This is a genomic window from Sphingomonas sp. S-NIH.Pt15_0812 (genome assembly GCF_003951315.1).
In the GTDB taxonomy this organism is placed as follows: domain Bacteria; phylum Pseudomonadota; class Alphaproteobacteria; order Sphingomonadales; family Sphingomonadaceae; genus Sphingomonas.
On sequence record NZ_QLJH01000012.1, the window covers coordinates 100,566 to 122,210 of the forward strand.

25 protein-coding genes and 1 pseudogene are annotated in these 21,645 nt (G+C 69.1%); 18 read left to right on the plus strand and 8 right to left on the minus strand.

Features of this window, described 5'->3' with window-relative positions:
- Positions 1-80 precede the first annotated feature (80 nt).
- Both BRX43_RS10070 and BRX43_RS10075 read right to left on the minus strand, forming a co-directional pair.
- Positions 81-899 carry an oxygenase MpaB family protein gene (locus BRX43_RS10070; protein WP_125994729.1) on the minus strand — a complete coding sequence of 273 codons (819 nt, stop codon included), beginning with the start codon at positions 897-899 and terminating at the stop codon, positions 81-83.
- Positions 900-974: 75 nt separating this feature from the next.
- Positions 975-2,204, minus strand: a complete 1,230-nt coding sequence (locus BRX43_RS10075; RefSeq protein WP_125994730.1) for an argininosuccinate synthase — start codon at positions 2,202-2,204, stop codon at positions 975-977.
- Positions 2,205-2,314: 110 nt separating this feature from the next.
- Here BRX43_RS10075 and BRX43_RS10080 point away from each other — a divergent pair, with 110 nt between their 5' ends.
- Complete coding sequence (locus tag BRX43_RS10080; protein WP_164523576.1) at positions 2,315-2,710, plus strand: EF-hand domain-containing protein; 396 nt, start codon at positions 2,315-2,317, stop codon at positions 2,708-2,710.
- A 46-nt stretch (positions 2,711-2,756) separates the two neighbouring features.
- Here BRX43_RS10080 and BRX43_RS10085 read toward each other — a convergent pair whose 3' ends face one another.
- The 3 genes from BRX43_RS10085 to BRX43_RS10095 all read right to left on the minus strand — a co-directional run bounded on the left by BRX43_RS10085 (position 2,757) and on the right by BRX43_RS10095 (position 5,518).
- Entirely contained in the window at positions 2,757-3,983 is a 1,227-nt protein-coding gene (locus tag BRX43_RS10085; protein WP_125994732.1) for a cyclopropane-fatty-acyl-phospholipid synthase family protein, read from the minus strand.
- A gap of 63 nt (positions 3,984-4,046) precedes the next feature.
- Positions 4,047-4,790 carry a molybdopterin-dependent oxidoreductase gene (locus tag BRX43_RS10090; protein WP_125994733.1) on the minus strand — a complete coding sequence of 248 codons (744 nt, stop codon included), beginning with the start codon at positions 4,788-4,790 and terminating at the stop codon, positions 4,047-4,049.
- On the minus strand, positions 4,787-5,518 hold the full coding sequence (locus tag BRX43_RS10095; RefSeq protein ID WP_125994734.1) for a cytochrome b/b6 domain-containing protein: 732 nt from the start codon (positions 5,516-5,518) through the stop codon (positions 4,787-4,789). Before BRX43_RS10095 ends, BRX43_RS10090 begins: the two co-directional genes overlap by 4 nt.
- Positions 5,519-5,544: 26 nt before the next feature.
- Here BRX43_RS10095 and BRX43_RS10100 point away from each other — a divergent pair, with 26 nt between their 5' ends.
- Positions 5,545-6,156: a flavin reductase family protein gene (locus BRX43_RS10100; protein ID WP_125994735.1), complete on the plus strand. Its 612-nt coding sequence runs from the start codon at positions 5,545-5,547 to the stop codon at positions 6,154-6,156.
- Here the strand turns inward: BRX43_RS10100 and BRX43_RS10105 are convergent.
- On the minus strand, positions 6,134-7,411 hold the full coding sequence (locus tag BRX43_RS10105) for a cation:dicarboxylase symporter family transporter (protein WP_346962859.1): 1,278 nt from the start codon (positions 7,409-7,411) through the stop codon (positions 6,134-6,136). The genes BRX43_RS10100 and BRX43_RS10105 overlap by 23 nt on opposite strands.
- Before the next feature lie 45 nt (positions 7,412-7,456).
- Between BRX43_RS10105 and glmM the strand changes: the two genes are divergently transcribed.
- The 11 genes from glmM to BRX43_RS10160 all read left to right on the plus strand — a co-directional run bounded on the left by glmM (position 7,457) and on the right by BRX43_RS10160 (position 16,387).
- Complete coding sequence (gene glmM, locus BRX43_RS10110) at positions 7,457-8,797, plus strand: phosphoglucosamine mutase (RefSeq protein ID WP_125994736.1); 1,341 nt, start codon at positions 7,457-7,459, stop codon at positions 8,795-8,797.
- Positions 8,797-9,027 (plus strand): DUF1272 domain-containing protein, encoded by a 231-nt coding sequence (locus BRX43_RS20840; protein WP_125994737.1) that lies wholly within the window; start codon positions 8,797-8,799, stop codon positions 9,025-9,027. The genes glmM and BRX43_RS20840 overlap by 1 nt, the downstream gene beginning before the upstream one ends.
- Positions 9,024-9,803, plus strand: coding sequence for a bifunctional hydroxymethylpyrimidine kinase/phosphomethylpyrimidine kinase (thiD, locus tag BRX43_RS10120; protein WP_241214890.1), 780 nt, complete (start codon positions 9,024-9,026; stop codon positions 9,801-9,803). The genes BRX43_RS20840 and thiD overlap by 4 nt, the downstream gene beginning before the upstream one ends.
- Complete coding sequence (locus BRX43_RS10125; RefSeq protein WP_125994739.1) at positions 9,791-10,399, plus strand: ribonuclease HII; 609 nt, start codon at positions 9,791-9,793, stop codon at positions 10,397-10,399. The genes thiD and BRX43_RS10125 overlap by 13 nt, the downstream gene beginning before the upstream one ends.
- 250 nt (positions 10,400-10,649) lie before the next feature.
- Positions 10,650-11,798 carry a site-specific DNA-methyltransferase gene (locus BRX43_RS10130; protein WP_125994740.1) on the plus strand — a complete coding sequence of 383 codons (1,149 nt, stop codon included), beginning with the start codon at positions 10,650-10,652 and terminating at the stop codon, positions 11,796-11,798.
- A gap of 256 nt (positions 11,799-12,054) precedes the next feature.
- Positions 12,055-12,261: a cold-shock protein gene (locus BRX43_RS10135; RefSeq protein WP_125994741.1), complete on the plus strand. Its 207-nt coding sequence runs from the start codon at positions 12,055-12,057 to the stop codon at positions 12,259-12,261.
- Between the two features lie 135 nt (positions 12,262-12,396).
- Entirely contained in the window at positions 12,397-12,744 is a 348-nt protein-coding gene (locus tag BRX43_RS10140) for a DUF6481 family protein (protein WP_125994742.1), read from the plus strand.
- A gap of 8 nt (positions 12,745-12,752) precedes the next feature.
- Positions 12,753-13,421 (plus strand): spermidine synthase, encoded by a 669-nt coding sequence (locus tag BRX43_RS10145; protein ID WP_125994743.1) that lies wholly within the window; start codon positions 12,753-12,755, stop codon positions 13,419-13,421.
- Positions 13,422-13,646: 225 nt separating this feature from the next.
- On the plus strand, positions 13,647-14,726 hold the full coding sequence (gene folP, locus BRX43_RS10150; RefSeq protein WP_241214891.1) for a dihydropteroate synthase: 1,080 nt from the start codon (positions 13,647-13,649) through the stop codon (positions 14,724-14,726).
- A gap of 75 nt (positions 14,727-14,801) precedes the next feature.
- The gene (locus BRX43_RS10155; RefSeq protein ID WP_125994744.1) at positions 14,802-15,683 is read left to right on the plus strand and encodes a bestrophin family ion channel; all 882 of its coding nucleotides are present in this window, start codon (positions 14,802-14,804) and stop codon (positions 15,681-15,683) included.
- 29 nt (positions 15,684-15,712) lie between these two features.
- Positions 15,713-16,387, plus strand: a complete 675-nt coding sequence (locus BRX43_RS10160) for an MBL fold metallo-hydrolase (RefSeq protein WP_125994745.1) — start codon at positions 15,713-15,715, stop codon at positions 16,385-16,387.
- Positions 16,388-16,552: 165 nt separating this feature from the next.
- Here the strand turns inward: BRX43_RS10160 and BRX43_RS10165 are convergent, their stop codons facing one another.
- Positions 16,553-18,193: a M28 family metallopeptidase gene (locus BRX43_RS10165; protein ID WP_125994746.1), complete on the minus strand. Its 1,641-nt coding sequence runs from the start codon at positions 18,191-18,193 to the stop codon at positions 16,553-16,555.
- Positions 18,194-18,353: 160 nt separating this feature from the next.
- Here BRX43_RS10165 and rpmF point away from each other — a divergent pair, with 160 nt between their 5' ends.
- From rpmF to BRX43_RS10190, 5 genes are all read left to right on the plus strand, one after another.
- A complete protein-coding gene (gene rpmF, locus BRX43_RS10170) occupies positions 18,354-18,533 on the plus strand; it encodes a 50S ribosomal protein L32 (RefSeq protein ID WP_055841808.1) in 180 nt (59 codons plus the stop codon).
- Positions 18,534-18,558: 25 nt separating this feature from the next.
- Positions 18,559-19,584, plus strand: coding sequence for a phosphate acyltransferase PlsX (gene plsX / locus BRX43_RS10175; protein ID WP_125994747.1), 1,026 nt, complete (start codon positions 18,559-18,561; stop codon positions 19,582-19,584).
- Entirely contained in the window at positions 19,581-20,546 is a 966-nt protein-coding gene (locus BRX43_RS10180; protein ID WP_125994748.1) for a beta-ketoacyl-ACP synthase III, read from the plus strand. Before plsX ends, BRX43_RS10180 begins: the two co-directional genes overlap by 4 nt.
- 94 nt (positions 20,547-20,640) lie before the next feature.
- Entirely contained in the window at positions 20,641-20,949 is a 309-nt protein-coding gene (locus BRX43_RS10185; protein WP_125994749.1) for an integration host factor subunit alpha, read from the plus strand.
- Positions 20,950-20,969: 20 nt separating this feature from the next.
- Entirely contained in the window at positions 20,970-21,380 is a 411-nt protein-coding gene (locus BRX43_RS10190; protein WP_125994750.1) for a MerR family transcriptional regulator, read from the plus strand.
- 153 nt (positions 21,381-21,533) lie between these two features.
- Here the strand turns inward: BRX43_RS10190 and BRX43_RS20530 are convergent.
- A pseudogene (locus BRX43_RS20530) lies at positions 21,534-21,645 on the minus strand (IS630 family transposase); the annotation flags it as partial.

Sequence of the window (21,645 nt, forward strand, 5' to 3'; positions counted from 1 at the left end):
TCGGTCCGAAGCCCCCCTGTATGTCAGGGGATAGAACAAGAAATGAAGCTATATTGCAACAATATAGACGGCAACGCCTGTTAATGGAGCGCCCATTGCATTAACCGGCCCACCCCCAAAGCCCCCAATCGCAACACAGGTTTGCCGATCTCTGGTCGGATAAACCCGTGCAGCCGCGCCGCCCATTCGGGCAATAGATCAATCCCCGCCTGCATCATGACATGGTTGATCGGTGCGTTCAGCCGGCTGGGACTGGGTTGGTTGGTCAAGTGGCGGGCGACCAGCCGCGTGCGGTGATCCACCCGCAGCACCGGCCGCATCGCATCCAGATAGGCGGTCAGCGCGGCGCGGCTGGTCGGCACGTCGCGCGCGCCCAGCCGTTCGGCGATCACCGCCATCTCCCGGACATAGGCGTCCTGCCGCGCCACCGGCATGTCCGGCTCGCGATAACGACGGCAGGCGCGCAGGAAACTGTCGACCTCGACCGCATGGACCCAGAGCAGCAGTTCCGGGTCATTGGCGGAATAGGGCCGCCCATCGGGCAGCACGCCCGCGACCCGGTCATGGATGCGGCGGACGCGCGCGATCATCCCCTCCGCCGCCTCGGTCGCGCCATAGGTGGTGACGGAGATGAACTGCGCGGTGCGGCGCAGCCGGCCCAGCGTATCGTGGCGATAGTCGCTATGATCCCACACCCCCGCCAGCGCGGCCGGGTGGAGCATCTGCACCAGCAGCGAGGCGACGCCGCCGATCATCATGCTGGTGAAGTCGCCATGCACGGCCCAGGTGACCGAATCGGGGCCGAACAGCCCGTCGTCGCCGGGTGGGCGGGTCAGGTCGACCTCGCCGCTGCCCACCAGCTCCCGCACCCGCCCGCCGATCGCCTGTCGCATGTCCATGCGCCAAGAGATAGGGCGGAGGGGCCTGGTTTTCAGGGGGCTGGAGCGACGTCGTCCGCCCCACCCCCCGATCGATCAGCGGTCGCGGCGGCCGAGCAGGCGCAGGCGCAGCGCGTTGAGCTTGATGAAGCCCGCGGCGTCACGCTGGTCATAGGCGCCCTGGTCGTCCTCGAAGGTCACGACCTTCTCCGAATAGAGCGAATGCGGCGACTTGCGGCCGGTGACGTTGCAGCTGCCCTTGTACAGCTTCAGGCGCACGGTGCCGGTCACCTTCTCCTGGCTGTAGTTGACCGCGGCCTGCAGCATCTCGCGCTCCGGCGAGAACCAGAAGCCGTTATAGACCAGCTCGGCATAGCGCGGGGCCAGCTCGTCCTTCAGATGCGCGGCGCCGCGATCAAGCGTGATCTGCTCGATGCCGCGATGCGCCAGGGCATAGATGGTGCCGCCCGGCGTCTCGTACATGCCGCGGCTCTTCATGCCGACGAAGCGGTTCTCGACCAGATCGAGCCGGCCGATGCCGTGCTTGCGGCCCAGGTCGTTGAGCGCCGCCAGCAGCGTCGCCGGGCTCATCGCCACGCCGTTCAGCGCGACGCCGTCGCCACGCTCGAAATCGATCGTGATCGTCTCCGGCTGGTCCGGCGCATCCTCGGGATTGACCGTGCGCGAATAGACGTAATCGGGCACCTCGTCCCACGGATCCTCCAGCACCTTGCCCTCGGACGAGGTGTGCAGCAGGTTCGCGTCGGTCGAGAAGGGCGCTTCGCCGCGCTTGTCCTTCGACACCGGGATCTGGTGGGCCTCGGCGAACTCGATCAGGCGGCTGCGGCTGGTCAGGTCCCATTCGCGCCACGGCGCGATGACGCGGATGTCGGGGGCGAGCGCGTAATAGCCCAGTTCGAAGCGGACCTGGTCGTTGCCCTTGCCGGTCGCGCCGTGCGACACGGCGTCGGCGCCGACCATCTTGGCGATCTCGATCTGGCGCTTGGCGATCAGCGGCCGCGCGATCGAGGTGCCGAGCAGGTACAGCCCCTCATAGAGCGCGTTGGCGCGCATCATCGGGAAGACGTAGTCCTTCACGAATTCCTCGCGCAGGTCGTCGATGAAGATATGCTCGGGCTTCACGCCCATCAGCTCGGCCTTGGCGCGGGCCGGCTCCAGCTCCTCGCCCTGGCCCAGGTCGGCGGTGAAGGTCACCACCTCGCACTGATACTCCTGCTGGAGCCATTTGAGGATGACGCTGGTGTCCAGTCCGCCCGAATAGGCGAGGACGACCTTGTTGACGGCGGGGCGGGTGGAGTCGGTCATGCGCGGGCCGATATGCGCTGCTCGCCCGCTCCGCAACACCTGAGCCCATGTTCAGCCTCGGTGCAGCCGATTTTCGGCACAGGGCGCACAGTTTCTATCTGGAGAATCCGATGCGTTTCGCTGTCGCCGCGCTGCTGCCCCTCATGGTCGGCGCCGCCCTCTCGCCCGCCGCCGCGCAGGACACGGCCCAGTCCGCCGCCGCCAAGTTCGCCAAGGAATTCGCCGCCACCGACACCAACAGGGACGGCGTGCTGACCCGCGACGAGGTGCAGGCGCGCATCACCAACATGGCGGCGGGACGCGGCCGGATCGATCCCGTCCATGCCAAGCGGCTGGCCGACCTGTGGTTCGACCGGGCCGACGCCAACAAGGACGGCAAGGTGACTCAGAAGGAAGCGCAGGCGCTGCTCGCCGCGACCTTCCGCCGCTACGACCGCGACGGCGACGGCAAGATCAGCCCCGAGGAGCGCGCGGCGGCGGCCGGCGCGGTGAAGTCGGGTCGCTAGACCTTCCCCCCGTGCTCCGGCGAACGCCAGGGCACGGGGCCGGTCCTCACGCCCCGCGCAGGCGGCGTTCGTCGGCTTCGATATAGTCGCGGGTCAGCGGCACGGTCAGCCGGCTCTTCGAGAGCTGGATCTGGTAGTTGCACATGCCCCCCGACCGGAACGCCGCCGCCGCGCCCGCCAGGTAGAAGGTCCACATATTGAAGAATCGCTGGTCGTAGAGCGCGACGATCTGGTCGCGCGCGGCGACGGTGCGGTCGTACCAATGGTCGATCGTCATGGCGTAGTGGACGCGCAACACCTCGACGTCGGTCGGGAACAGCCGCGTCCCCTCATAGCCGCGCACGATCTCCGACAGGGCCGGGTTGTAGCCGCCGGGGAAGATATATTTGGTGGTGAAGGTGTCGGTGACGCCCGGCCCGCCCATCCGGCCGATCGTGTGCAGCAGCATCACGCCGTCGTCGGCGAGCAGGTCGCGGCACTTGCGGAAGAACTGGCCGTAATGCGGCGGACCGACATGTTCGAACATGCCGACCGAGACGATCCGGTCGAACTGCCCGGTCACGTCGCGATAGTCGATCAGCTCGAACCGCACCTTGTCGGCGACGCCGGCCTCTTGGGCGCGGCGGCGCGCGACCTTCAGCTGTTCCTCGGACAGGGTGACGCCCAGCACCTCCGCGCCGGTCTTCTGGTGCAGGAACAGCGCCATGCCGCCCCAGCCGCAGCCGATATCCAGCACCTTCATGCCGGGGCGCAGCAGCAGCTTGGCGGCGATATGCGCCTTCTTGTCGGCCTGCGCGCGTTCCAGGATGTTGTCGGGATCGGTGAAATAGGCGCAGCTATATTGCCGATCCGCATCCAGGAAGAGGTCGTAGAGCCGGTCCGACAGGTCGTAATGATGCGCGACGTTCCGCTTCGAGCGGCGCTGCATGTTGATCCGGTCGACGCGGTGGATCACCTGCCCGGCCAGACGGATCGGCAGCGCCGGCTTCTCCGCGCCGCCGGCTTCCCAGGGATTATTGCCCTTCAGCAGGGTGACCAGATCGCGAATATCGCCCCGGTCGATGACCAGCCGCCCGTCCATGAACGCTTCCGCCGCGCCCAGCGACGGATGGCGGACGATGCGCCCCGGCGTGGCGGCGTCGGTGAAGCGGATCGCGACGTCGCGGAAGCGGGGGTCGGGCGTGCCGAAGCTTCGGGTCTTGCCATCGGCATAGGTAACGGAGAGTTGCCCATGCCTGATCTGGGCAGCGAGAAAACGATCGATCAACGCCATGCGCGTCCTGCTACGCTCCTATGCCAAAGCTTGCCAGAGCTTAAGTTGCCCGGGCAACGATCGTCAAATCCCTGCATACCAGTCATAATCGACCCGGTCCTCCCAATAGCCGCCCTTGCCGAGGCCGATGCCGGCCAGGCTGGCAACGGCATCGATCCGCATGAGGTATTTGGCGTGCTTATAGCCCAGTTGCCGCTCCACCCGCAGGCGGCAGGGCGCGCCGTGCGGCACGTCGAGCGGCCGGCCGTTCATCGCCCAGGCCAGGATCGTCTGCGGGTGGAAGGCGTCGACCAGGTCGATCGATTCATAATAGGGCGCGCCGCCATAGAGGTCGGCGCAGGTGAAGACGATGTAGCGCGCCGCCCGGCGCAGGCCCGCCGCCTTCAGCACATTGCCCAGCATCGGCCCGGTCCACTGCCCGATCGCGCTCCATCCCTCGACGCAATCATGGCGGGTGATCTGGCTGCGGTTGGGCAGCGCCCGCAGGTCGGCGAGCGAGAGGCGGAGCGGCCGCTCGACCAGCCCGCCGACCGCCAGCCGCCAGTCGGCGAAGCGGCCGGCGGCGAGCGCCGTATATTCGGGCGTGCCGGGGTCGTAGGTGCCGTTGGCGCGGAAGATGGGCGAGCGCTGGTCGGGCCGGAATTCGGGCGCGAGCGCCCCCCGATCCATCAGCGCGCGTTGCAGGCCGCGCTGCATGTCCTCGCCCGCGAACAGGATCTTGCGCGCCGCCGGGATCTGCACCACCCGGTCGCAGCCCGCCAGCAACAGTCCCGCGCCCCCGGCGAGCAGATTGCGTCGCGCGATCATTCGGGCACCCTCCACCAGCCGGTCAGCATCGACCGGACCTCGTTGATCGGCCCCGCCAGGATCACCAGCACCAGATGGACGATGGTGAACAGCGCGATGCCGGTGGCGGCGAGGAAATGGATCGAGCGCGCCGACTGCCGCCCGCCCAATAGGTCGAGCAGCCAGGGCCAGGCCGCGTCCATCGCCGGCGACAGCGCCAGCCCGGTCAGGATCGCCAAAGGCAGCGCGACGAAGAGAATCGCGACATAGGACAGCTTCTGGAAGGCGTTGTATTCGCGCGGCCGCTCCGGATCGTGGAAGCGGAAGTTCCAGTGCGCGCGCAGGTCGGCCCGGAGATGGGCGCGCGACAGGTCGCCCCGACGGACGCGCAGGTCGCGCTGGATATGGCGGTTGGCGAGGCTCCAGAGCAGATGCGCGAGCAGGCCGAACCCCAGCACCAGCGCGAAGAACAGGTGCCAGCGCCGGGAGATCGCCAGATTGTAGCTTGCCGGGATGGTGATCCAGGCAGGGAAGCGCGGCAGTTGCAGCCAGGCGGGATCGAAATTCGCGCCGTACCGCCCCCAATAGAGGCGCGGATGCGCGTTGAAGATGCCCAGCCCCGATCCCAGCAGGATGACGACCGCCACCGCATTCACCCAATGCCACACCCGCGTCGCCAGCCTGTGGCGGCGGATCGGGGTGCCGGGCGGCGGCGTTTCGTCAGGCCCGGATCGAAGTCGTGCATCCATGGCTGATCTGTAGCAGGGAAGCGGTTATGAACGAATGGCATTTCTACGAACCGGCAGCGGGTCACCGCCTGCCCCACGATCCGCTGAACGCGATCGTCGCCCCGCGCCCGATCGGCTGGATCTCGACGCTGGCGGCGGACGGGCGCGCCAATCTGGCCCCGTACAGCTTCTTCAACCTGCTCAACTACAGCCCGCCGCTGATCGGCTTCTCGTCGATGGGGTGGAAGGACTCGGTCGCCAATGCGGAGGCGAGCGGCGAGTTCGTCTGGAACCTCGCCACCCGCGAGCTGGCCGATGCGATGAACGCCACCGCCACCGCCGACAAGGTGGACGAGTTCGACCATGCCGGCCTGGCCAAGGCGCCGTCGCGCGTCGTCGCCACCCCGCGCGTCGCCGCCAGCCCGGTCAGCTTCGAATGCCGGGTCAGCCAGATCGTGCGGCTGGAGACCAAGGAGGGCCGCGCGCTCGACCAGTGGCTGGTGATCGGCGAGGCGGTCGGCATCCATATCGCCGGCGACCTGCTGGAAGACGGCATCTACCAGACGGCCCGCGCCCGCCCGATCAGCCGGGGCGGCGGACCCGCCGATTATTTCGAGACGACCGAGGCGACGCTGTTCAGGATGCGGCGTCCGGGCTGACCGTTTCGACCGGGCCGCTCCAGCGCGCGACGATGCGAGTAACGGCGACGTCCATCGTGACGTTGCCGACCGTGCGGAACAGGTCGGGGATCGTCTCCACCGCGATCAACAGGCCCAGCGCCTCGATCGGCACGCCCATCGCCAGCGCGACCGGCGCGACCGAGGCGATGAAGCTGACCGTGCCGGGCAGGCTGACCGAGCCCATGGTGGTGATCGCCGCCGTCGCCACCCCGGCGGCGAGCGCGCCCGGCCCGATCGGCGTGCCGACCAGATGCGCGACATAGAGCGCGACGGCCAGGTTCATCGCCGGGCTGGTCGCGCGGAAGATCGCCACCGCGATCGGCAGGACGATGCCGGCGGTGGCGGCGGGCGCGCCCAGCATCTGGCTGGCGCGCAGCATGGCCGGCAGGCTGGCGAGCGAGCTTTGCGTCGACAGCGCCACCGCCTGCGCCGGCACGACGGTGCGGGCGAAGCGGCCGGGCGCGATCCCGCCGACGATCCAGGCGAGCAGATAGGCGGCGGCCAGCACCAGCAGGCCGATCGCGGAGACGGAGACGATGTAATGCGCCAGCGCCCCGAACGCCGCCGCGCCGGTGCGGGCGCCGACGCCATAGGCCAGCGCGAAGACGCCGACCGGCGCCAGTTTCAGCACCCAGCCGATGATGACCAGCATCGCATCGGTGATCGCCTGGAACAGGTCGACCAGCCGGGTCCGCTGCGCCGTCGGCAGGCGCGCGACCGCAAAGGCGAAGGCGAGCGTGAAGACGGTGAGCGGCAGGAACGCGTCCGACGCGGCGGCGGCGATCGCGTTGGTCGGCACCAGCGTGTCGAAGAAGCGGGCCAGGGTCGGCACCTCCCCCACCGGCGCGGCCCCGGCCAGGCTGGAGCGCAGCGACTCGCCCCAGCCCGGCGGCAGCGGCCAGAGTCGCAACAGCACCGGCATCACCAGGGCCGACAACAGGGTGGCTCCCCACAGGATCGCGACGAAGGCGAGGATCGCGCGCGCCGCGATCCGCCCGGCCCGCGCCGCCTCCGCCGCCGCCGCGATGCCGGTCACCAGCAGGCCGACGATCAGCGGCACGATCACCATCTGGAGCGCGTGCAGCCAGGCGGTGCCGAGCGGCTGGGTGACGGCGGCCAGTGCCGCCGCATGATCCGGCCGCCAGGCGGCCAGACCGATGCCGAGCAGTAGCCCGGCGATCAAGGCGAGAAGAATTCGGCTGGCCTGCGACATGCTCGCGCTATGATCTCCCATGCGCTATCCGGCGCGACGGAACGATAGGCGAGCGAAGACGGCAGCATGGCAAGGAAATATTTCGGCACCGACGGCATCCGTGGCGCGACCAACCAGGGCGCGATGACCGCGGCGATGGCGATGAAGGTCGGCATGGCGGCGGGCAGCCATTTCCTGCGCGGCGGCCACAAGCACCGGGTCGTGATCGGCAAGGACACGCGCCTGTCCGGCTATATGCTGGAATCGGCGCTGGTCGCGGGCTTCACGGCGGTCGGCATGGACGTGGTGATGACCGGGCCGCTGCCCACCCCCGCCATAGCGATGCTGACCCAGACGATGCGCGCCGACCTGGGCGTGATGATCTCCGCCAGCCACAATCCGTTCGCCGACAATGGCATCAAGCTGTTCGGCCCGGACGGGTACAAGCTGTCCGACGCCGATGAGGAGGCGATCGAGGCGCTGATCGACGGCGACGTGCCGCTGGTCCCCTCCGCGCAGATCGGCCGGGCGCGACGGATCGATGACGCCGCCGGCCGCTATATCCATTTCGCCAAGGCGACCTTCCCCACCGACCTGCGGCTCGACGGGATGAAGGTGGTGATCGATTGCGCCAACGGCGCAGGCTATAAGGTCGCGCCTGACGCCTTGTGGGAATTGGGCGCGGAGGTGATCGCGATCGGCGTGACCCCCAACGGCACCAATATCAACGACCGGGTCGGCTCCACCGCGCCCGAGACGCTGTCCGAGACGGTGGTCGCCAGCGGCGCGGACATCGGCATCGCGCTGGACGGCGATGCCGACCGGCTGATCGTGGTCGACGAGAAGGGCCGGGTGATCGACGGCGACCAGCTGATGGCGACGATCGCCGCCGGCTGGGCGCGGCGCGGGCGGCTGGCGGGCGGCGGGCTGGTCGCCACGGTCATGTCCAACCTGGGGCTGGAGCGGCACCTGGCGGCGCAGGGGCTGGGGCTGATCCGCACCAAGGTCGGCGACCGCCATGTGCTGGAGGCGATGCGCGCGCGCGGCTTCAATGTCGGCGGCGAACAATCGGGCCATATCATCCTGGCCGACTACGCGACGACCGGCGACGGGCTGATCGCCGCGCTCCAGGTGCTCGCCGAGGTGAAGCGCGCGGGCGCGCCGGCCAGCGAGGTGCTGCACCGCTTCGACCCCCTGCCCCAATTGCTGAAGAACGTCCGCTTCGCCGGCGGCAAGCCGCTGGAGGCGGACAGCGTCCAGGCGGTGATCGCCGAGGCCGAGGCCGAATTGAAGGGGCGCGGCCGGCTGGTCATCCGCCCCTCCGGCACCGAGCCGGTGATCCGGGTGATGGCGGAGGGCGACGACGCCGCCCAGGTCGAGCGGCTGGTCGATGCGATCTGCGACGCGGTGCGGGCGGCGGCGGCCTGATGCTGGCGATGCGCCCCGATTGCGAGCGTTGCGGCGCCGACCTGCCCCCGCAGGCGGGCGGCGCGTTCATCTGCTCGCTGGAATGCACCTTCTGCGCCGAATGCGCCGACGCGCTGGACGAACGCTGCCCCCATTGCGGCGGCGAGCTGCTCGACCGGCCGACCCGCACCGGCCAGACGCTGCGCCGGCATCCGGCGGACACCGTGCGCCGCCACAAGGCCGGGTCGTGATCCCCCGCATCCTGATCGTCGCCGGTTCCGATTCGGGCGGCGGCGCGGGGATCCAGGCCGATATCCGCGCGGTGACGATGCTGGGCGGCCATGCCATGACCGCGATCACCGCGATCACCGCGCAGAACACGCTGGGCGTTCAGGCCGTGCATCCGGTGCCCCCTGCCATGGTCGCGCAGCAGATGACGAGCGTGCTGGACGATATCGGCGTGGACGCGGTCAAGATCGGCATGATCGGATCGGCCGCCATCGCCGAGACGGTCGCCGACCTGCTCGAACCGCTGGACGTGCCGATCGTGTTCGACCCGGTGATGATCGCCACCTCCGGCGCGACGCTGGCGGACGACGCCACCATCGCCGCCTTTCGCCGGCTGATGCGGATCGCCACCGTCGTCACGCCCAACCTGCCCGAACTGGCGGCGCTGGGCGGCGAGGCGGCGGTGCTGGCGCATGGCGGCTACCTGCTCGCCAAGGGCGGCCATGCCGAGGGCGACATGGTGGTCGACCGGCTGATCGGCCCGCAGGGCGTCCTCGCCATCCTGCGCGGCCCCCGGATCGACACGCGCCACAGCCATGGCACCGGCTGCACGCTGGCGAGCGCGCTGGCCACGGGTCTGGGCGCGGGACTGCCGGTCGAGGTCGCGTTCGCCCGCGCCGTCCGCCTGGTCCGCGCCGCGCTCGCCGCCGCGCCGGGGCTGGGCGCGGGGCACGGCCCGATCGGCCATACGCTGGGCCTGGTGCCGTTCGACATGCTGGAGGATGAATGCCCGGCCTGAAGCATGAGAAGCTCTGCCTGCCCCCCGTCGCCGGCGTGGACGAGGCGGGGCGCGGGCCGCTTGCCGGGCCGGTGGTCGCGGCGGCGGTGATCCTGCCGGCGAAGGGCGTGCCGCGCGGCCTGGACGACTCGAAGAAGCTGTCCGCCACCGAGCGCGCGCGGCTGTTCGGCCGGTTGCAGGACTGCGCCACGATCGGCCTGGGCATCGTCGAGCCGGAGGAGATCGACCGGCTCAACATCTATTGGGCGACGATGAAGGCGATGACGCTGGCGGTCGAGGCGCTGGAGGTCGATCCGGGCCATGTGCTGGTCGATGGCAATCGCCTGCCGCGCTGGACCTATCCGGCGACCGCGCTGGTCGGCGGCGACGGCATCAGCGCGTCGATCGCCGCCGCCTCGATCGTCGCCAAGCAGACGCGCGACCGGATGATGATCGAGCTGGCGGAGGCGCACCCCGAATATCACTGGCATTCGAACAAGGGCTATGGCTGCCCGCGCCACCTGGCGGCGCTGCGCGATCATGGCCCGACCCCGATTCACCGGCGGAGTTTCGCGCCCGTCGCTCGCGCCTGCGCGCAGTTCGGCCTGCTCCTGTAGCGTTGATTCGGCGTCATCGCCGTTCGACTGGGCGCATTTTTTCGCCCGAAAACCGGCTTGCCGACCGCAGAGTCTTTCGCGGCACACCCACCACGGCTTGAGTCGGGCGATTCGCACAACCGCAACATCTTGTCCCACCCCTGTAATGTTCCGAACGACTCGCGCGAATCCGCGAGTCAAGGCCGCGACTCGGAAAGACTTGACGGATTCTCCGCCTCGGTCACTTTAAGGGCCGAACAAGGGGATTGAGATGGGGGCTATTCAGACGATCGCGCGGCCGGGCGCCAAGGCAAAGGGCCAGGCAAAGCCGGTTGCCGCGACGACCCCCGCCCCGATCGATCAGATCCTGATGGCCGACTGCATCTCGGCGATGCGGTCCCTGCCGGCCAAGTCGGTCGACATGGTCTTCGCCGATCCGCCCTACAACCTCCAGCTCGGCGGCGAGCTGTTCCGCCCCGATGGCAGCCATGTCGACGCGGTCACCGACGACTGGGACAAGTTCGACACCTTCGCCGCCTATGACGCCTTCACCCGCGCCTGGATGGCGGAGGCGCACCGGGTGCTGAAGGACAATGGCACGCTGTGGGTGATCGGCAGCTATCACAACATCTTCCGCGTCGGCACGGCGGTGCAGGACCTGGGCTTCTGGATCCTGAACGACATCGTCTGGCGCAAGGCCAACCCGATGCCGAACTTCCGCGGCACCCGCTTCACCAATGCGCATGAGACGCTGATCTGGGCGTCGAAGGGCGAGAAGGCGAAATACACCTTCAACTACCGCGCGATGAAGACGCTGAACGACGAGATCCAGATGCGCTCGGACTGGGAATTCCCGATCTGCGGCGGACAGGAGCGGTTGAAGAAGGAAGGCCAGAAGGTCCACCCGACCCAGAAGCCGGAGGCGCTGCTCTATCGCATCCTGCTCGCCTGCACCAAGCCGGGGGACGTGGTGCTCGACCCGTTCTTCGGCACCGGCACCACGGGGGCGGTCGCCAAGCGGCTGAAGCGCCACTGGATCGGCATCGAGCGCGAGCCCGGCTATTGCGCCGCCGCCGCCGAGCGGATCGAGGCGGCGCTACCGCTCGACGAATCGGCGCTGGCGACGATGATGAGCCCGCGCCAGCAGCCCAAGGTGCCGTTCGGCAAGCTGGTCGAGATCGGCTATCTCGCCCCCGGTGCGGTGCTGGTCGACGACAAGCGTCGCTTCCGCGTGGTGGTGCGCGCCGATGGCTCGCTCGCCAGCGCGTGCGGGCTGACCGGCTCGATCCACAAGCTCGGCTCGCTGCTGCGCAAGACCCCCGCCTGCAATGGCTGGACCTTCTGGCATCACGAGGATCAAGGCGTGCTCAAGCCGATCGACACGCTGCGCCAGACCTATATCCTGGCAACCCAGCCCTAAGCCGAATTCGCAGGGGAGGCGGGTATCGAGGCCTGAGAAGCCGCTTCGCCGACCGCGCCGGACGGGTTCGAACGCCTTTCCGAAGCCCCCCCCTTCAAAAATCCGACGCTTTGGTGTATCACCCGTCTCGCTGACGTCGCATGCGACGGATATCGGGCCGCTTCGGCTCTCCCCTTTGTCCCTTTCTAGCCTCGCCGTAGCCGGGATGCGCCGCGTTTGGCGTATGCCCGTCCTCCATGGGACAAAGGATACCCATATGATCACCGGAACCGTCAAATTCTTCAACGCCGACAAGGGCTATGGCTTCATCGCACCGGAAACCGGCGGCGACGACGCGTTCGTCCACATCTCGGCCGTCGAGCGCGCCGGCATGGCGACGCTCGATCGCGACCAGCGCGTGTCCTACGAGCTGGAAACCGATCGCCGCGGCAAGACCTCGGCCGTCAACCTGCAGCAGGCCTGACCCGCTCCGGTCCGCACCGTCCCGGACGGTGCGGACCATCCCTTCCTCCAACACAGACGTGTCGTCGGCCTCGGAACCGCCTATATTGCGACCGAGTCGACTCGCACCCCCAAAGACAGGATAATCACGAGCCTTATGGCTGCATTCAAACTTCCCACGTTCCAAGACCGTCAGGCCGCCGCCGCCAAGGCGAAGAGCGATGCGCTCGCCAAGCTGCGCGACAAGCCGCCGGTCGACGAAGCCGCCGTCGCGGCCCGCGCCGCCAAGCGCCAGGAGAAGGAAGCCGCCGCCGCCGCCAAGCGCGAGGCGCAGCGCCTGGAGCGTGAGCAGGCCGCCGAGGCCAAGCGCGCCCGCGCCGCCGAGGCCGCCGAGCAGGAGGCCGCCGCCGCCGCCAAGGTGAAGCCGGCGCTGACGCCCGAGGAGCAGAAGGCGCTGCGCGACGCGCGCTACGCCGCCCGCAAGCAGCGCAAGTCGGGCAAGTAAGCCGCCCGATGACGCCCCGCGAGCTGATCGACACCGCCGCCGTCCCCGGCGGCGAGGATCTCCGCCTGTTCCGGCGCGGCGACGACTATATGATCGTGCTCGATCGCAACGAGCTGATGAACAGCCGCATGAGCGGGTCCGAGGAAGCCCTGGCGACCATGGCCTGCGAGCGGCTGGACAGCCCCGCGCCCCGGCTGCTGATCGGCGGCTATGGCATGGGCTTCACGCTGCGCGCGGCGCTGGGCGTGCTGCCTGCCGACGCGCGCGTCACCGTCGCCGAGCTGGTGCCGGAGATCATCGCCTGGGCCCGCGGGCCGATGGCGGCGCTCACCGCCGGCGGGCTGGACGACCCGCGCGTCCATCTGGCGATGGGCGATGTGGCGCGGGCGATCGAGATCGCGCGGAGCGATTACGACGCGATCCTGCTCGACGTGGACAATGGCCCGGACGGGCTGACCCGCGCAGGCAACGACGGCCTCTATTCGGCGCGCGGCCTGGCCAGCGCCAAGCTGGCGCTCAGGCCGGGCGGCATCCTGGCCGTCTGGTCCGCCGCGCCCGACACCGCCTTCGCCCGTCGACTGCGCAATGCCGGCTTCGACACCGACGAGGTCGCGGTCCGCGCCCGCTCCAACGGCAAGGGCGCGCGCCACGTCATCTGGTTCGCGCGCAAGCCCTGAGCATTTGCTCCCCTGCCCTTCCGGTGACGGCAGGGCCTTGGCGACCGTCTCCACCATGGTCCCGCGAACGCAGGAATCCGGGATCACGCACGGCATAAGCCCTTGTCCGGCTTGGCCTTGGGCTCCTGCCTTCGCCGGAGCACGGGGGTCGCGCTGCCCCGCGCACATCACGGATCGTGCCCGTTCCCCTTGACCCGGCGGGCGCGAGCGGGTGGAGCGTAGGCCGTGGCCGATCCGATCCTCCTTCTCCGCCCCGTCCAGTTCGTCGACACGCCGATCGGCGCGCCCGAGGGCAGCGTCGCCCGGCTCGCCGGCGGGATGCAGTGGTTCGCCGCCTATGAGGTGACGGAGCCGGGCGGCCGCCGCATCGTGCCGCTCGCCGACCTGGTTTCGCTGGGTGAACGGGCGCGCCTTCTGCACGACCGAATCACCGCCCCCCGCCCGCCTATTGCGTTGGGGGCGCGCACCTTGCGCTTCGACCAGCCGCAGGTCGCCGCCATCCTCAACGTCACGCCCGACAGCTTTTCGGACGGCGGCCGCCATGTGGGCGACCCCGCCGCCGCGGCCGCCGCCGGGCACGACCTGCTCGCCGCCGGCGCGGCGCTGATCGACCTGGGCGGCGAATCGACCCGTCCCGGCGCGGCGCTGGTCTGGGAGGAGGAGGAGGCTTCGCGCATCCGCCCGGTCGTCGAGCGACTGGCGGCGGCGGGTGCGCTGGTGTCGATCGACACGCGCAAGGCGCTGGTGATGGAGGCGGCGCTGGCGGCCGGCGCGGCGATCGTCAACGACGTGTCGGCGCTGTCGTGGGACGACCGCGCCATGCAGGTGGTGGCCGGGGCCGGCTGCCCGGTCATCCTGATGCACTCGCCCGATCCCCGACAGGGCGGCCATGGCCGGGTCGCCTATCGCGACGTGGTGGCGGAGGTCTTCGCCTGGCTGGAGGCGCGGATCGACGCCTGCGTCGCCGCCGGCATCGGCCGATCGCAGATCCTGGTCGATCCCGGCATCGGCTTCGGCAAGTCGCTTGGCGACAATCTGGCGCTGGTCAACGGCCTGGCTGCCTTTCACGGCCTGGGCTGCCCGATCATGCTGGGCGCCAGCCGCAAGCGGCTGATCGGCGCCTTGTCCGACGAAGCGCCGGTCGACCGGCGGCTGGGCGGCAGCGTGGCGCTGGCGCTGAAGGGCGCGGAGGCCGGGGTGCAACTGCTTAGGGTCCATGACGTTACGGAAACCGTACAGGCGCTGAAGGTGTGGCGGGGCCTGCGTGACCAGGCCCTCACCCGCCCGGAACGAATCCATGTTTGAAAATCGCGTGAACCCGCACATCGATACGACGTTACGTCCTGTCCGGACCTAGCCCAGCGAACAAGGAGCCGATTGTTGATCGTCGACGCCACCCCCCGCCTGAAGTTCATCGTCTCGGAAGTCTGGCGCCCGCTGCTCGGTCTGTTCGTTTGGGACTGTATCGTCACCGTCACCTATTTTGTCCTACCCTTCAAGGCGCCGTCGCTGCCGCTCACCCTGTTCGGCTCGGCGCTGGCGCTGTTCCTCGGCTTTCGCGACAACAGCGCCTATCAACGCTGGTGGGAGGGCCGCGTGCTGTGGGGGGCGATGATCAACGCCTCGCGCAACCTGGCCCGCGCCGCGCGCAACTTCCTGCCCGACGAGGCGCGCGACCTGAAACGGTCGATCGTGCTGCGCCAGATCGCCTATGTGAACGCGCTGCGCTGCCAGTTGCGTCGCCAGCCGCGGGACGAGGAAGTGCTGCACTATCTGTCGCGGGGCGAGGCGGAGCCGGCGCTGGCGCGTGTCAACACCGCCAACGGCCTGCTCGACGGCACCGGCCGGCGGATCGAGGATGCGCGCAAGAAGGGCTGGATCGACACCATCCAGCAGGCGTCGCTGGAGCGCATCCTGGTGGACATCGCCAATGCGCAGGGTGGCATGGAGCGGTTGAAGAACACGCCGCTGCCCAACCAGTATCGCTTCTTCCCCGCCTTCTTCACGCGGCTGTTCTGCATCCTGCTGCCGATCGGGCTGGTCGAGACGCTGGGTTTCGCGACACCGATCGGCTCGACCATCGCAGGCCTGATGTTCCTCGCCATCCTGCAGATCGGCGACGACCTCGTCGATCCCTTCGCCAACACCATCCACGACGTGCCGCTGACCGCCATGTGCCGGACGATCGAGATCGACCTGCTCCAGGCGATCGGCGACGAAGCGCCCGAACCGAAGACGCCGGTGCAGGGCATCCTCTGGTGACCGGTGATCGGCGGGCGTAAGGACGAATCATGACTGACACGCCCCCCGACGCGATGCCGCTGCGCGCCGCCATCATCCCCGTCACGCCGCTCCAGCAGAATTGCACGCTGATCTGGTGCACGCGGACGATGAGGGCGGCGGTGGTCGATCCCGGCGGCGACCTGCCGCGAATCCATGAGGCCATCGCCCGCGCCGGCGTGACGGTGGAGAAGATCCTGCTCACCCATGGCCATATCGACCATGCCGGCGAGGCCAAGCCGCTCGCCGACGCGCTGGGCGTGCCGATCGAGGGGCCGCACGAGGCGGACCGCTTCTGGATCGCGCGGCTGGACGAGGACGGCCGCAATTACGGCATCCGTGGCGTGGTGTTCGAGCCCGACCGCTGGCTGGACGATGGCGACACGGTGACGATCGGCGACCTGACGCTCGACGTCTATCTCACCCCCGGTCATACGCCGGGCCATGTGATCTTCCATCATGCCCCCTCGCGCTTCGCGCAGGTCGGCGACGTGCTGTTCCAGGGATCGATCGGCCGTACCGACTTCCCGCTCGGCAGCCATGACGACCTGATCCGCTCGGTCCGCGAGAAACTGTGGCCGCTGGGCGATGTCGCCTTCGTGCCGGGCCACGGCCCCGCCAGCACGTTCGCGCACGAGCGGCGGACCAATCCGTTCGTGGGTGATGCGGTGCTGGGGTTGGGGTAAAAGCGCTACCCGCTGGGGTTGGCATAACAGCTCTACCTGTTCCCCGGCGAAGGCCGGGGCCCAGTTGGAAAGGCCTTGGTAACGGACCGCTGCCCGTCGTCATGATCGTCCCCCAACCGGGCCCCGGCCTTCGCCGGGGAACAGGAGGAGAGTAACGGCTCCGCCTTATCGCCTCCGCGCTGCCGCGCTTTCCGCCCGCACCGCCCGGAACTCGGAGCCCTGCCGCCATTCCGGCCAGTCGCTGCCCCGCGCCAGGTCGAAGCCGACGCGGCCGAACAGGTCGACATCGGCCGCAGCACCACGCAGATCCCACTCCTTCGACCAGGCGTCGCACGTCTGGTGGTAGCAGCGCATATAGCCGTCCAGCCAGGCCTGCCCCGCCGTCCGGCCGCCCTCGACTAGGTCGGGCGCGCCGCTGATCGCCATCAGCAGCAGCGTCGGCACGCCCCGCCGCGCGACCGAGAAGTGATCGGCCCGGTAGAAGAGCCCGCGCTCCGGCAGCGCCTCGGGCGTCACCACCCGGCCCTGCGCCCGCGCGGCGGCCGCCAGCCGGTCCTCCAGCGCGTTCTGGCCCTGTCCGACCAGCAGTACGTCGCGCGACGGTCCGGCGGTCTGGAGAATGTCGAGCGTCAGATTGGCGACCGTGGTCGCGGCGGGATAGATCGGGTCGGCGGCATAGGTCTCGGAGCCCAGCAGCCCCCGCTCCTCGCCGGTCCACAGCGCGAAGACCTGGCTGCGCGCCGGACGCGGCCTCCCGGCGGCGGCCCGTGCGATCTCCAGCACCCCGGCGACGCCCAGCGCGTCGTCGTTCGCGCCCGGCCGGATCGTCCGCCCCTGCGCATCCGGCGCGCCGACGCCATAGGCATCCCAATGCGCGCCATACATCACCACCTCGCCCGGCCGCGACGTGCCCGGCAGCTTCGCCAGCACGTTGCGGCTTTCCGCGCGGGTCACCGCGACAGGCAGGTCGGCGGAGAAGCCGGTCCCCGAAATCGGCACCGGGCGGAAATCGCTGCGCCGCGCCGCCTTGCGCAGGGCGGCCAGGTCCAGCCCCGCCGCCTGGAACAGCCGCCCGGCCGCGCCCCCCTCGATCCAGCCCTGCAACGCGACGCGCGGCGCGGGCGGGCGGGCGACATCGTAATTCTCGCCGGCCGGCGCGGTCACCGTCGCCCAGCCATAGCCGGCCCCCGGCGTGTCATGGACGATCAGCGCCGCCACCGCGCCGCGCCGCGCCGCCTCCTCGAACTTGTAGGTCCAGCGGCCATAATAGGTCATCCGCCGCCCGCCGAACCGGCCGGTCGAATCGTCGCTCGCCGCCGCCTCGAAGTCGGGATCGTTGACCAGGAAGACCGCGACCTTGCCCTTCAGGTCGACACCCTTGAAGTCGTCCCAGTTCCGCTCGGGCGCGGACACGCCGTAGCCGACGAAGACCAGGGGGGCGTCCTTCACCGTCTCGCGCGCGTCCGGCCGCACGCTGCTCAGATACACGTCGCGGCCCTGCGTCCAGGCGACGCCGTTGGCGGAGACCGGCCCATCGCCGATCCGGGTGCGGATCAGCGGCACGGCCTGGGTCCACTGCCCGTCCCGGCCGCCGGGTTGCAGGCCCATCGCCTTGAACTGCGCGACCAGCCAGTCGATCGTCTTCGACTCGCCCGGCGTCCCCGGCGCACGGCCCTGGAACGACTCGGACGCCAGGGTCCGGACGTCGGCGGACAGGCGGTCGGGCGAGACGGGGGATGGCGCGGCCGGCGCGGCTCCGCTCAGCAGCGGGGTCAGGACAAGCAGGGCTGGTGTCAGGATTTTCATGTGCAGGACCCTGCCCGGGTGTCGGGATACTTGCAACAATGACCGAAATCGCTATAGCGCCACGCTTCGCGATGCGTCCGGCATATCGGTGCGGCCCGCTGTGGCCGGACTGTCATGTCGTGCGCATTCCAATCTGTTCCACGTCGAATAAGGTGCCGCAATGGCCGTCCCCAAGAGAAAGACTTCGCCCTCCAAGCGCGGCATGCGCCGTGGCCACGACTCGCTGACCGTCGCGGCGTTCCAGGAATGCCCGAACTGCGGCGAACTGAAGCGTCCGCACGTGCTGTGCGGCGCATGCGGCCACTATAACGGCCGCGAGGTCGTTTCGGTCGAGGCCTAACCGCCGGATCGATCGGAGTAACCGGATGACCGACCAGCCCTGGATCGCCGTCGATGCGATGGGCGGCGACGAGGGGCTGGAGGTGATGCTTGCGGGCGTCGCCCGGGCGCGGCGTCGCTTCGAAGGCCTGCATTTCTTCCTGGTGGGCGACACGGACCAGATTCGGGCCGGGCTGAAAGCCCATCCGAATCTGTCCGCCAATTCCGAGATCGTCCACGCCCCCGAGGTCGTCGGGTCCAGCGAAAAGCCCAGCCAGGCGATTCGCCGGTCCAAGGTGACCTCGATGGGCATCGCCATCGATCTGGTCAAACAGGGTCGCGCCGCCGCCATGGTGTCGTCGGGCAATACCGGCGCGCTGATGGCGATGGCGAAGTTGTCGCTGCGCATGTTGCCCGGCATCGACCGGCCCGCGCTGGCGGCTCCCCTTCCCACGCTTGGCGACAATGACGTGGTGATGCTCGACCTGGGTGCCAATACCGAGGTGGATGCGCGCAACCTCGTCCAGTTCGCGGTGATGGGCGCCGCCTATGCCCGGATCATCCTCGACCTCGAACGGCCGCGCGTCGCGCTGCTGAACATCGGGTCGGAGGACCAGAAGGGCACCGACTGGATTCGCGAGGCCGCCGCCGAACTGCGCGCCGCCACGCACCTCCCCCTGCAATTCACCGGCTTCGTCGAAGGCGACAAGCTGGCGCGCGGCCATGTCGACGTGATCGTCTGCGACGGCTTCGCCGGCAACATCGCGCTCAAGACCGCGGAGGGCACCGCCCGTTTCGTCGGCGACCTGCTGAAGCGCGCCTTCACCAGCTCGGTCCGATCGAAACTGGGCTTCCTGATCTCGCGGCCGGCGACGCAGCTGCTGCGCGACCATCTCGACCCCAACAACCATAATGGCGCGGTCTTCCTGGGCCTGAAGGGGATCGTGGTGAAGAGCCATGGCGGCGCCAACGAGCTGGGCGTCGCCACCGCGATCGCCAACGCCGCCAAGCTGGCGCGCGCCGACCTCACCCGCCGCATCGCCGAGGATCTCGGCCTGGAGCATGTCGCATGATCCGTTCGGTCGTCAACGGCACCGGTTCCGCCCTGCCCGCCCGGCGGGTGTCCAATGCGGAGCTGGCCGAGCAGGTCGACACCAGCGACGAATGGATCGTCGAGCGTACCGGCATCCGCTTCCGCCACCTGGCCGGACCGGGCGAGACGACGGCAACGCTGGCGGCCGATGCCGCGCGCGCGGCGCTGGCGGCGGGCGGTCATAGCGCACAGGATATCGACCTGATCGTGCTGGCGACCGCCACGCCCGACCAGACCTTTCCCGCCACCGCCACCAAGGTGCAGGCGATGCTGGGCATCGACGATTGCGTCGCGTTCGACGTGGCGGCGGTCTGCTCCGGCTTCCTCTATGCGGTGCAGGTCGCCGATTCGATGCTGCGCACCGGCGTCCATGCCCGCGCGCTGGTGATCGGCGCGGAGACGTTCAGCCGCATCCTCGATTGGGAGGACCGCACCACCTGCGTCCTGTTCGGCGACGGCGCCGGTGCGATCGTGCTGGAGGCGCAGGACGTGGCCGAGGACGGGCGCGGCATCCTCGCCACCCGCCTCCATGCCGATGGCCGCCACAACGAGCTGCTCTATGTCGATGGCGGCCCCTCCACGACCGGCACGGTCGGCAAGCTGCGGATGAAGGGGCGCGAGGTGTTCCGCCACGCCGTCACCAACCTGGCGGCGGTGATGGGCGAGGCGCTGGCGCTCGCCGGACTGAAGACCGAGGATGTCGACTGGGTGGTGCCGCACCAGGCCAATGCCCGCATTCTCGACGCCACCGCCCGCAAGCTCGCCCTGGCGAGCGAGAAGGTGATCGTGACCGTCGATCGCCATGCCAACACCTCCGCCGCCTCGGTGCCGCTGGCGCTGGACGTGGCGGTGCGCGACGGACGCATCCGACAGGGCGATATCGTGGTGCTGGAGGCGATGGGCGGCGGCTTCACATGGGGCGCAGCAATCGTCCGCTTCTGAGACACTTGCGGACGTTTGCATAACCTAGAGCATAAAAGTCTTTTTATCGGGAACGGTATCTGATATTCGCCCGTCAGCTTTGGGGGAATACGGTATGCACGAAGCAGGTACATTGACCCGGGCCGATCTGGCCGAATCGCTGCACCATGAGGTCGGTCTGAGCCGTGCCGATTCGGCCCGGATCGTCGAGCAGATCCTGAACGAGATGTGCGGGGCGCTGAGCCACGGCCAGAACGTCAAGATCTCCGGTTTCGGCACCTTCGTCCTGCGCGACAAGGGCGAACGGATCGGTCGCAATCCCAAGACCGGGGTCGAGGTGCCGATCGCGCCACGCCGGGTCCTCACCTTCCGCGCCAGCCAGATGATGCGCGATCGCATCGTCGAAGCCTCGGCGACCGCCTGATCGATCCGGGGGGAACGATCATGGCACGGCCCCGTACTGCAACGACCACCGCCGCGGCCGGCACCAGCCTGACCTTGAAGTCGATCGGCGAAGTCTCGGCGGAAACCGGCATTCCTCATCATGTGCTGCGATATTGGGAAACCCGGTTCGACCAACTGCGGCCGGTCACCCGAGCCGGAAATCGCCGCTATTACCGCCCTGAACATGTCGCGCTGGTCAAGCGGATCAACATGCTGCTGCATGAGCAGGGCTATACGATCCGCGGCGTGCGGCACCTACTGGAAACGGGCGATACATCCCGGCCGAAGCCCGTCGCGACGCAACCGGTCCTGCCCGCCCCGGTCGAAAGCGCACCGTTGCAGGTGATGCTGTCGGTGCGCAACGGGCTGTCCGCCGCCCTCGCCGCCGACGAGGCACGCCGCCTGCGCTAGAACAGGATGACGGCTTGGATTACCCCAAGCCCTCGTTGCGAGCGCAGCGAAGCAGTCCAGGGCGTCACGCACGCGGCTGTGGATTGCTTCGCTCCCTTCGCAATGACGATCCCCAGCCGAGGTCAGGCCGTTGGACCCTAGACCATGATGACATCAGGCTGACGCATATCCGGAGTTGCGCAGATAGTTGCGGCACTCGTCTGGTGAGAAGGCATTGAGGAGCGATCCGACACGGCGCCATGTTGCTTCATGGGATCGCTCTGCG

Bases quoted from the DNA above. Each gene is read 5' to 3' on its own strand.
- BRX43_RS10135 (WP_125994741.1), top strand. From the start codon at position 12,055: ATGATCACCGGAACCGTCAAATTCTTCAACGCCGACAAGGGCTATGGC.
- BRX43_RS10080 (WP_164523576.1), top strand. From the start codon at position 2,315: ATGCGTTTCGCTGTCGCCGCGCTGCTGCCCCTCATGGTCGGCGCCGCC.
- BRX43_RS10165 (WP_125994746.1), bottom strand. From the start codon at position 18,193: ATGAAAATCCTGACACCAGCCCTGCTTGTCCTGACCCCGCTGCTGAGC.
- BRX43_RS10105 (WP_346962859.1), bottom strand. From the start codon at position 7,411: ATGGGAGATCATAGCGCGAGCATGTCGCAGGCCAGCCGAATTCTTCTC.
- BRX43_RS10180 (WP_125994748.1), top strand. From the start codon at position 19,581: ATGATCCGTTCGGTCGTCAACGGCACCGGTTCCGCCCTGCCCGCCCGG.
- glmM (WP_125994736.1), top strand. From the start codon at position 7,457: ATGGCAAGGAAATATTTCGGCACCGACGGCATCCGTGGCGCGACCAAC.
- BRX43_RS10070 (WP_125994729.1), bottom strand. From the start codon at position 899: ATGGACATGCGACAGGCGATCGGCGGGCGGGTGCGGGAGCTGGTGGGC.
- rpmF (WP_055841808.1), top strand. From the start codon at position 18,354: ATGGCCGTCCCCAAGAGAAAGACTTCGCCCTCCAAGCGCGGCATGCGC.
- BRX43_RS10140 (WP_125994742.1), top strand. From the start codon at position 12,397: ATGGCTGCATTCAAACTTCCCACGTTCCAAGACCGTCAGGCCGCCGCC.
- BRX43_RS10160 (WP_125994745.1), top strand. From the start codon at position 15,713: ATGACTGACACGCCCCCCGACGCGATGCCGCTGCGCGCCGCCATCATC.
- BRX43_RS10090 (WP_125994733.1), bottom strand. From the start codon at position 4,790: ATGATCGCGCGACGCAATCTGCTCGCCGGGGGCGCGGGACTGTTGCTG.
- BRX43_RS10130 (WP_125994740.1), top strand. From the start codon at position 10,650: ATGGGGGCTATTCAGACGATCGCGCGGCCGGGCGCCAAGGCAAAGGGC.
- BRX43_RS10100 (WP_125994735.1), top strand. From the start codon at position 5,545: ATGAACGAATGGCATTTCTACGAACCGGCAGCGGGTCACCGCCTGCCC.
- BRX43_RS10075 (WP_125994730.1), bottom strand. From the start codon at position 2,204: ATGACCGACTCCACCCGCCCCGCCGTCAACAAGGTCGTCCTCGCCTAT.
- BRX43_RS10085 (WP_125994732.1), bottom strand. From the start codon at position 3,983: ATGGCGTTGATCGATCGTTTTCTCGCTGCCCAGATCAGGCATGGGCAA.
- BRX43_RS10190 (WP_125994750.1), top strand. From the start codon at position 20,970: ATGGCACGGCCCCGTACTGCAACGACCACCGCCGCGGCCGGCACCAGC.
- BRX43_RS10095 (WP_125994734.1), bottom strand. From the start codon at position 5,518: ATGGATGCACGACTTCGATCCGGGCCTGACGAAACGCCGCCGCCCGGC.
- BRX43_RS10145 (WP_125994743.1), top strand. From the start codon at position 12,753: ATGACGCCCCGCGAGCTGATCGACACCGCCGCCGTCCCCGGCGGCGAG.
- BRX43_RS10185 (WP_125994749.1), top strand. From the start codon at position 20,641: ATGCACGAAGCAGGTACATTGACCCGGGCCGATCTGGCCGAATCGCTG.
- plsX (WP_125994747.1), top strand. From the start codon at position 18,559: ATGACCGACCAGCCCTGGATCGCCGTCGATGCGATGGGCGGCGACGAG.
- BRX43_RS10125 (WP_125994739.1), top strand. From the start codon at position 9,791: ATGCCCGGCCTGAAGCATGAGAAGCTCTGCCTGCCCCCCGTCGCCGGC.
- BRX43_RS20840 (WP_125994737.1), top strand. From the start codon at position 8,797: ATGCTGGCGATGCGCCCCGATTGCGAGCGTTGCGGCGCCGACCTGCCC.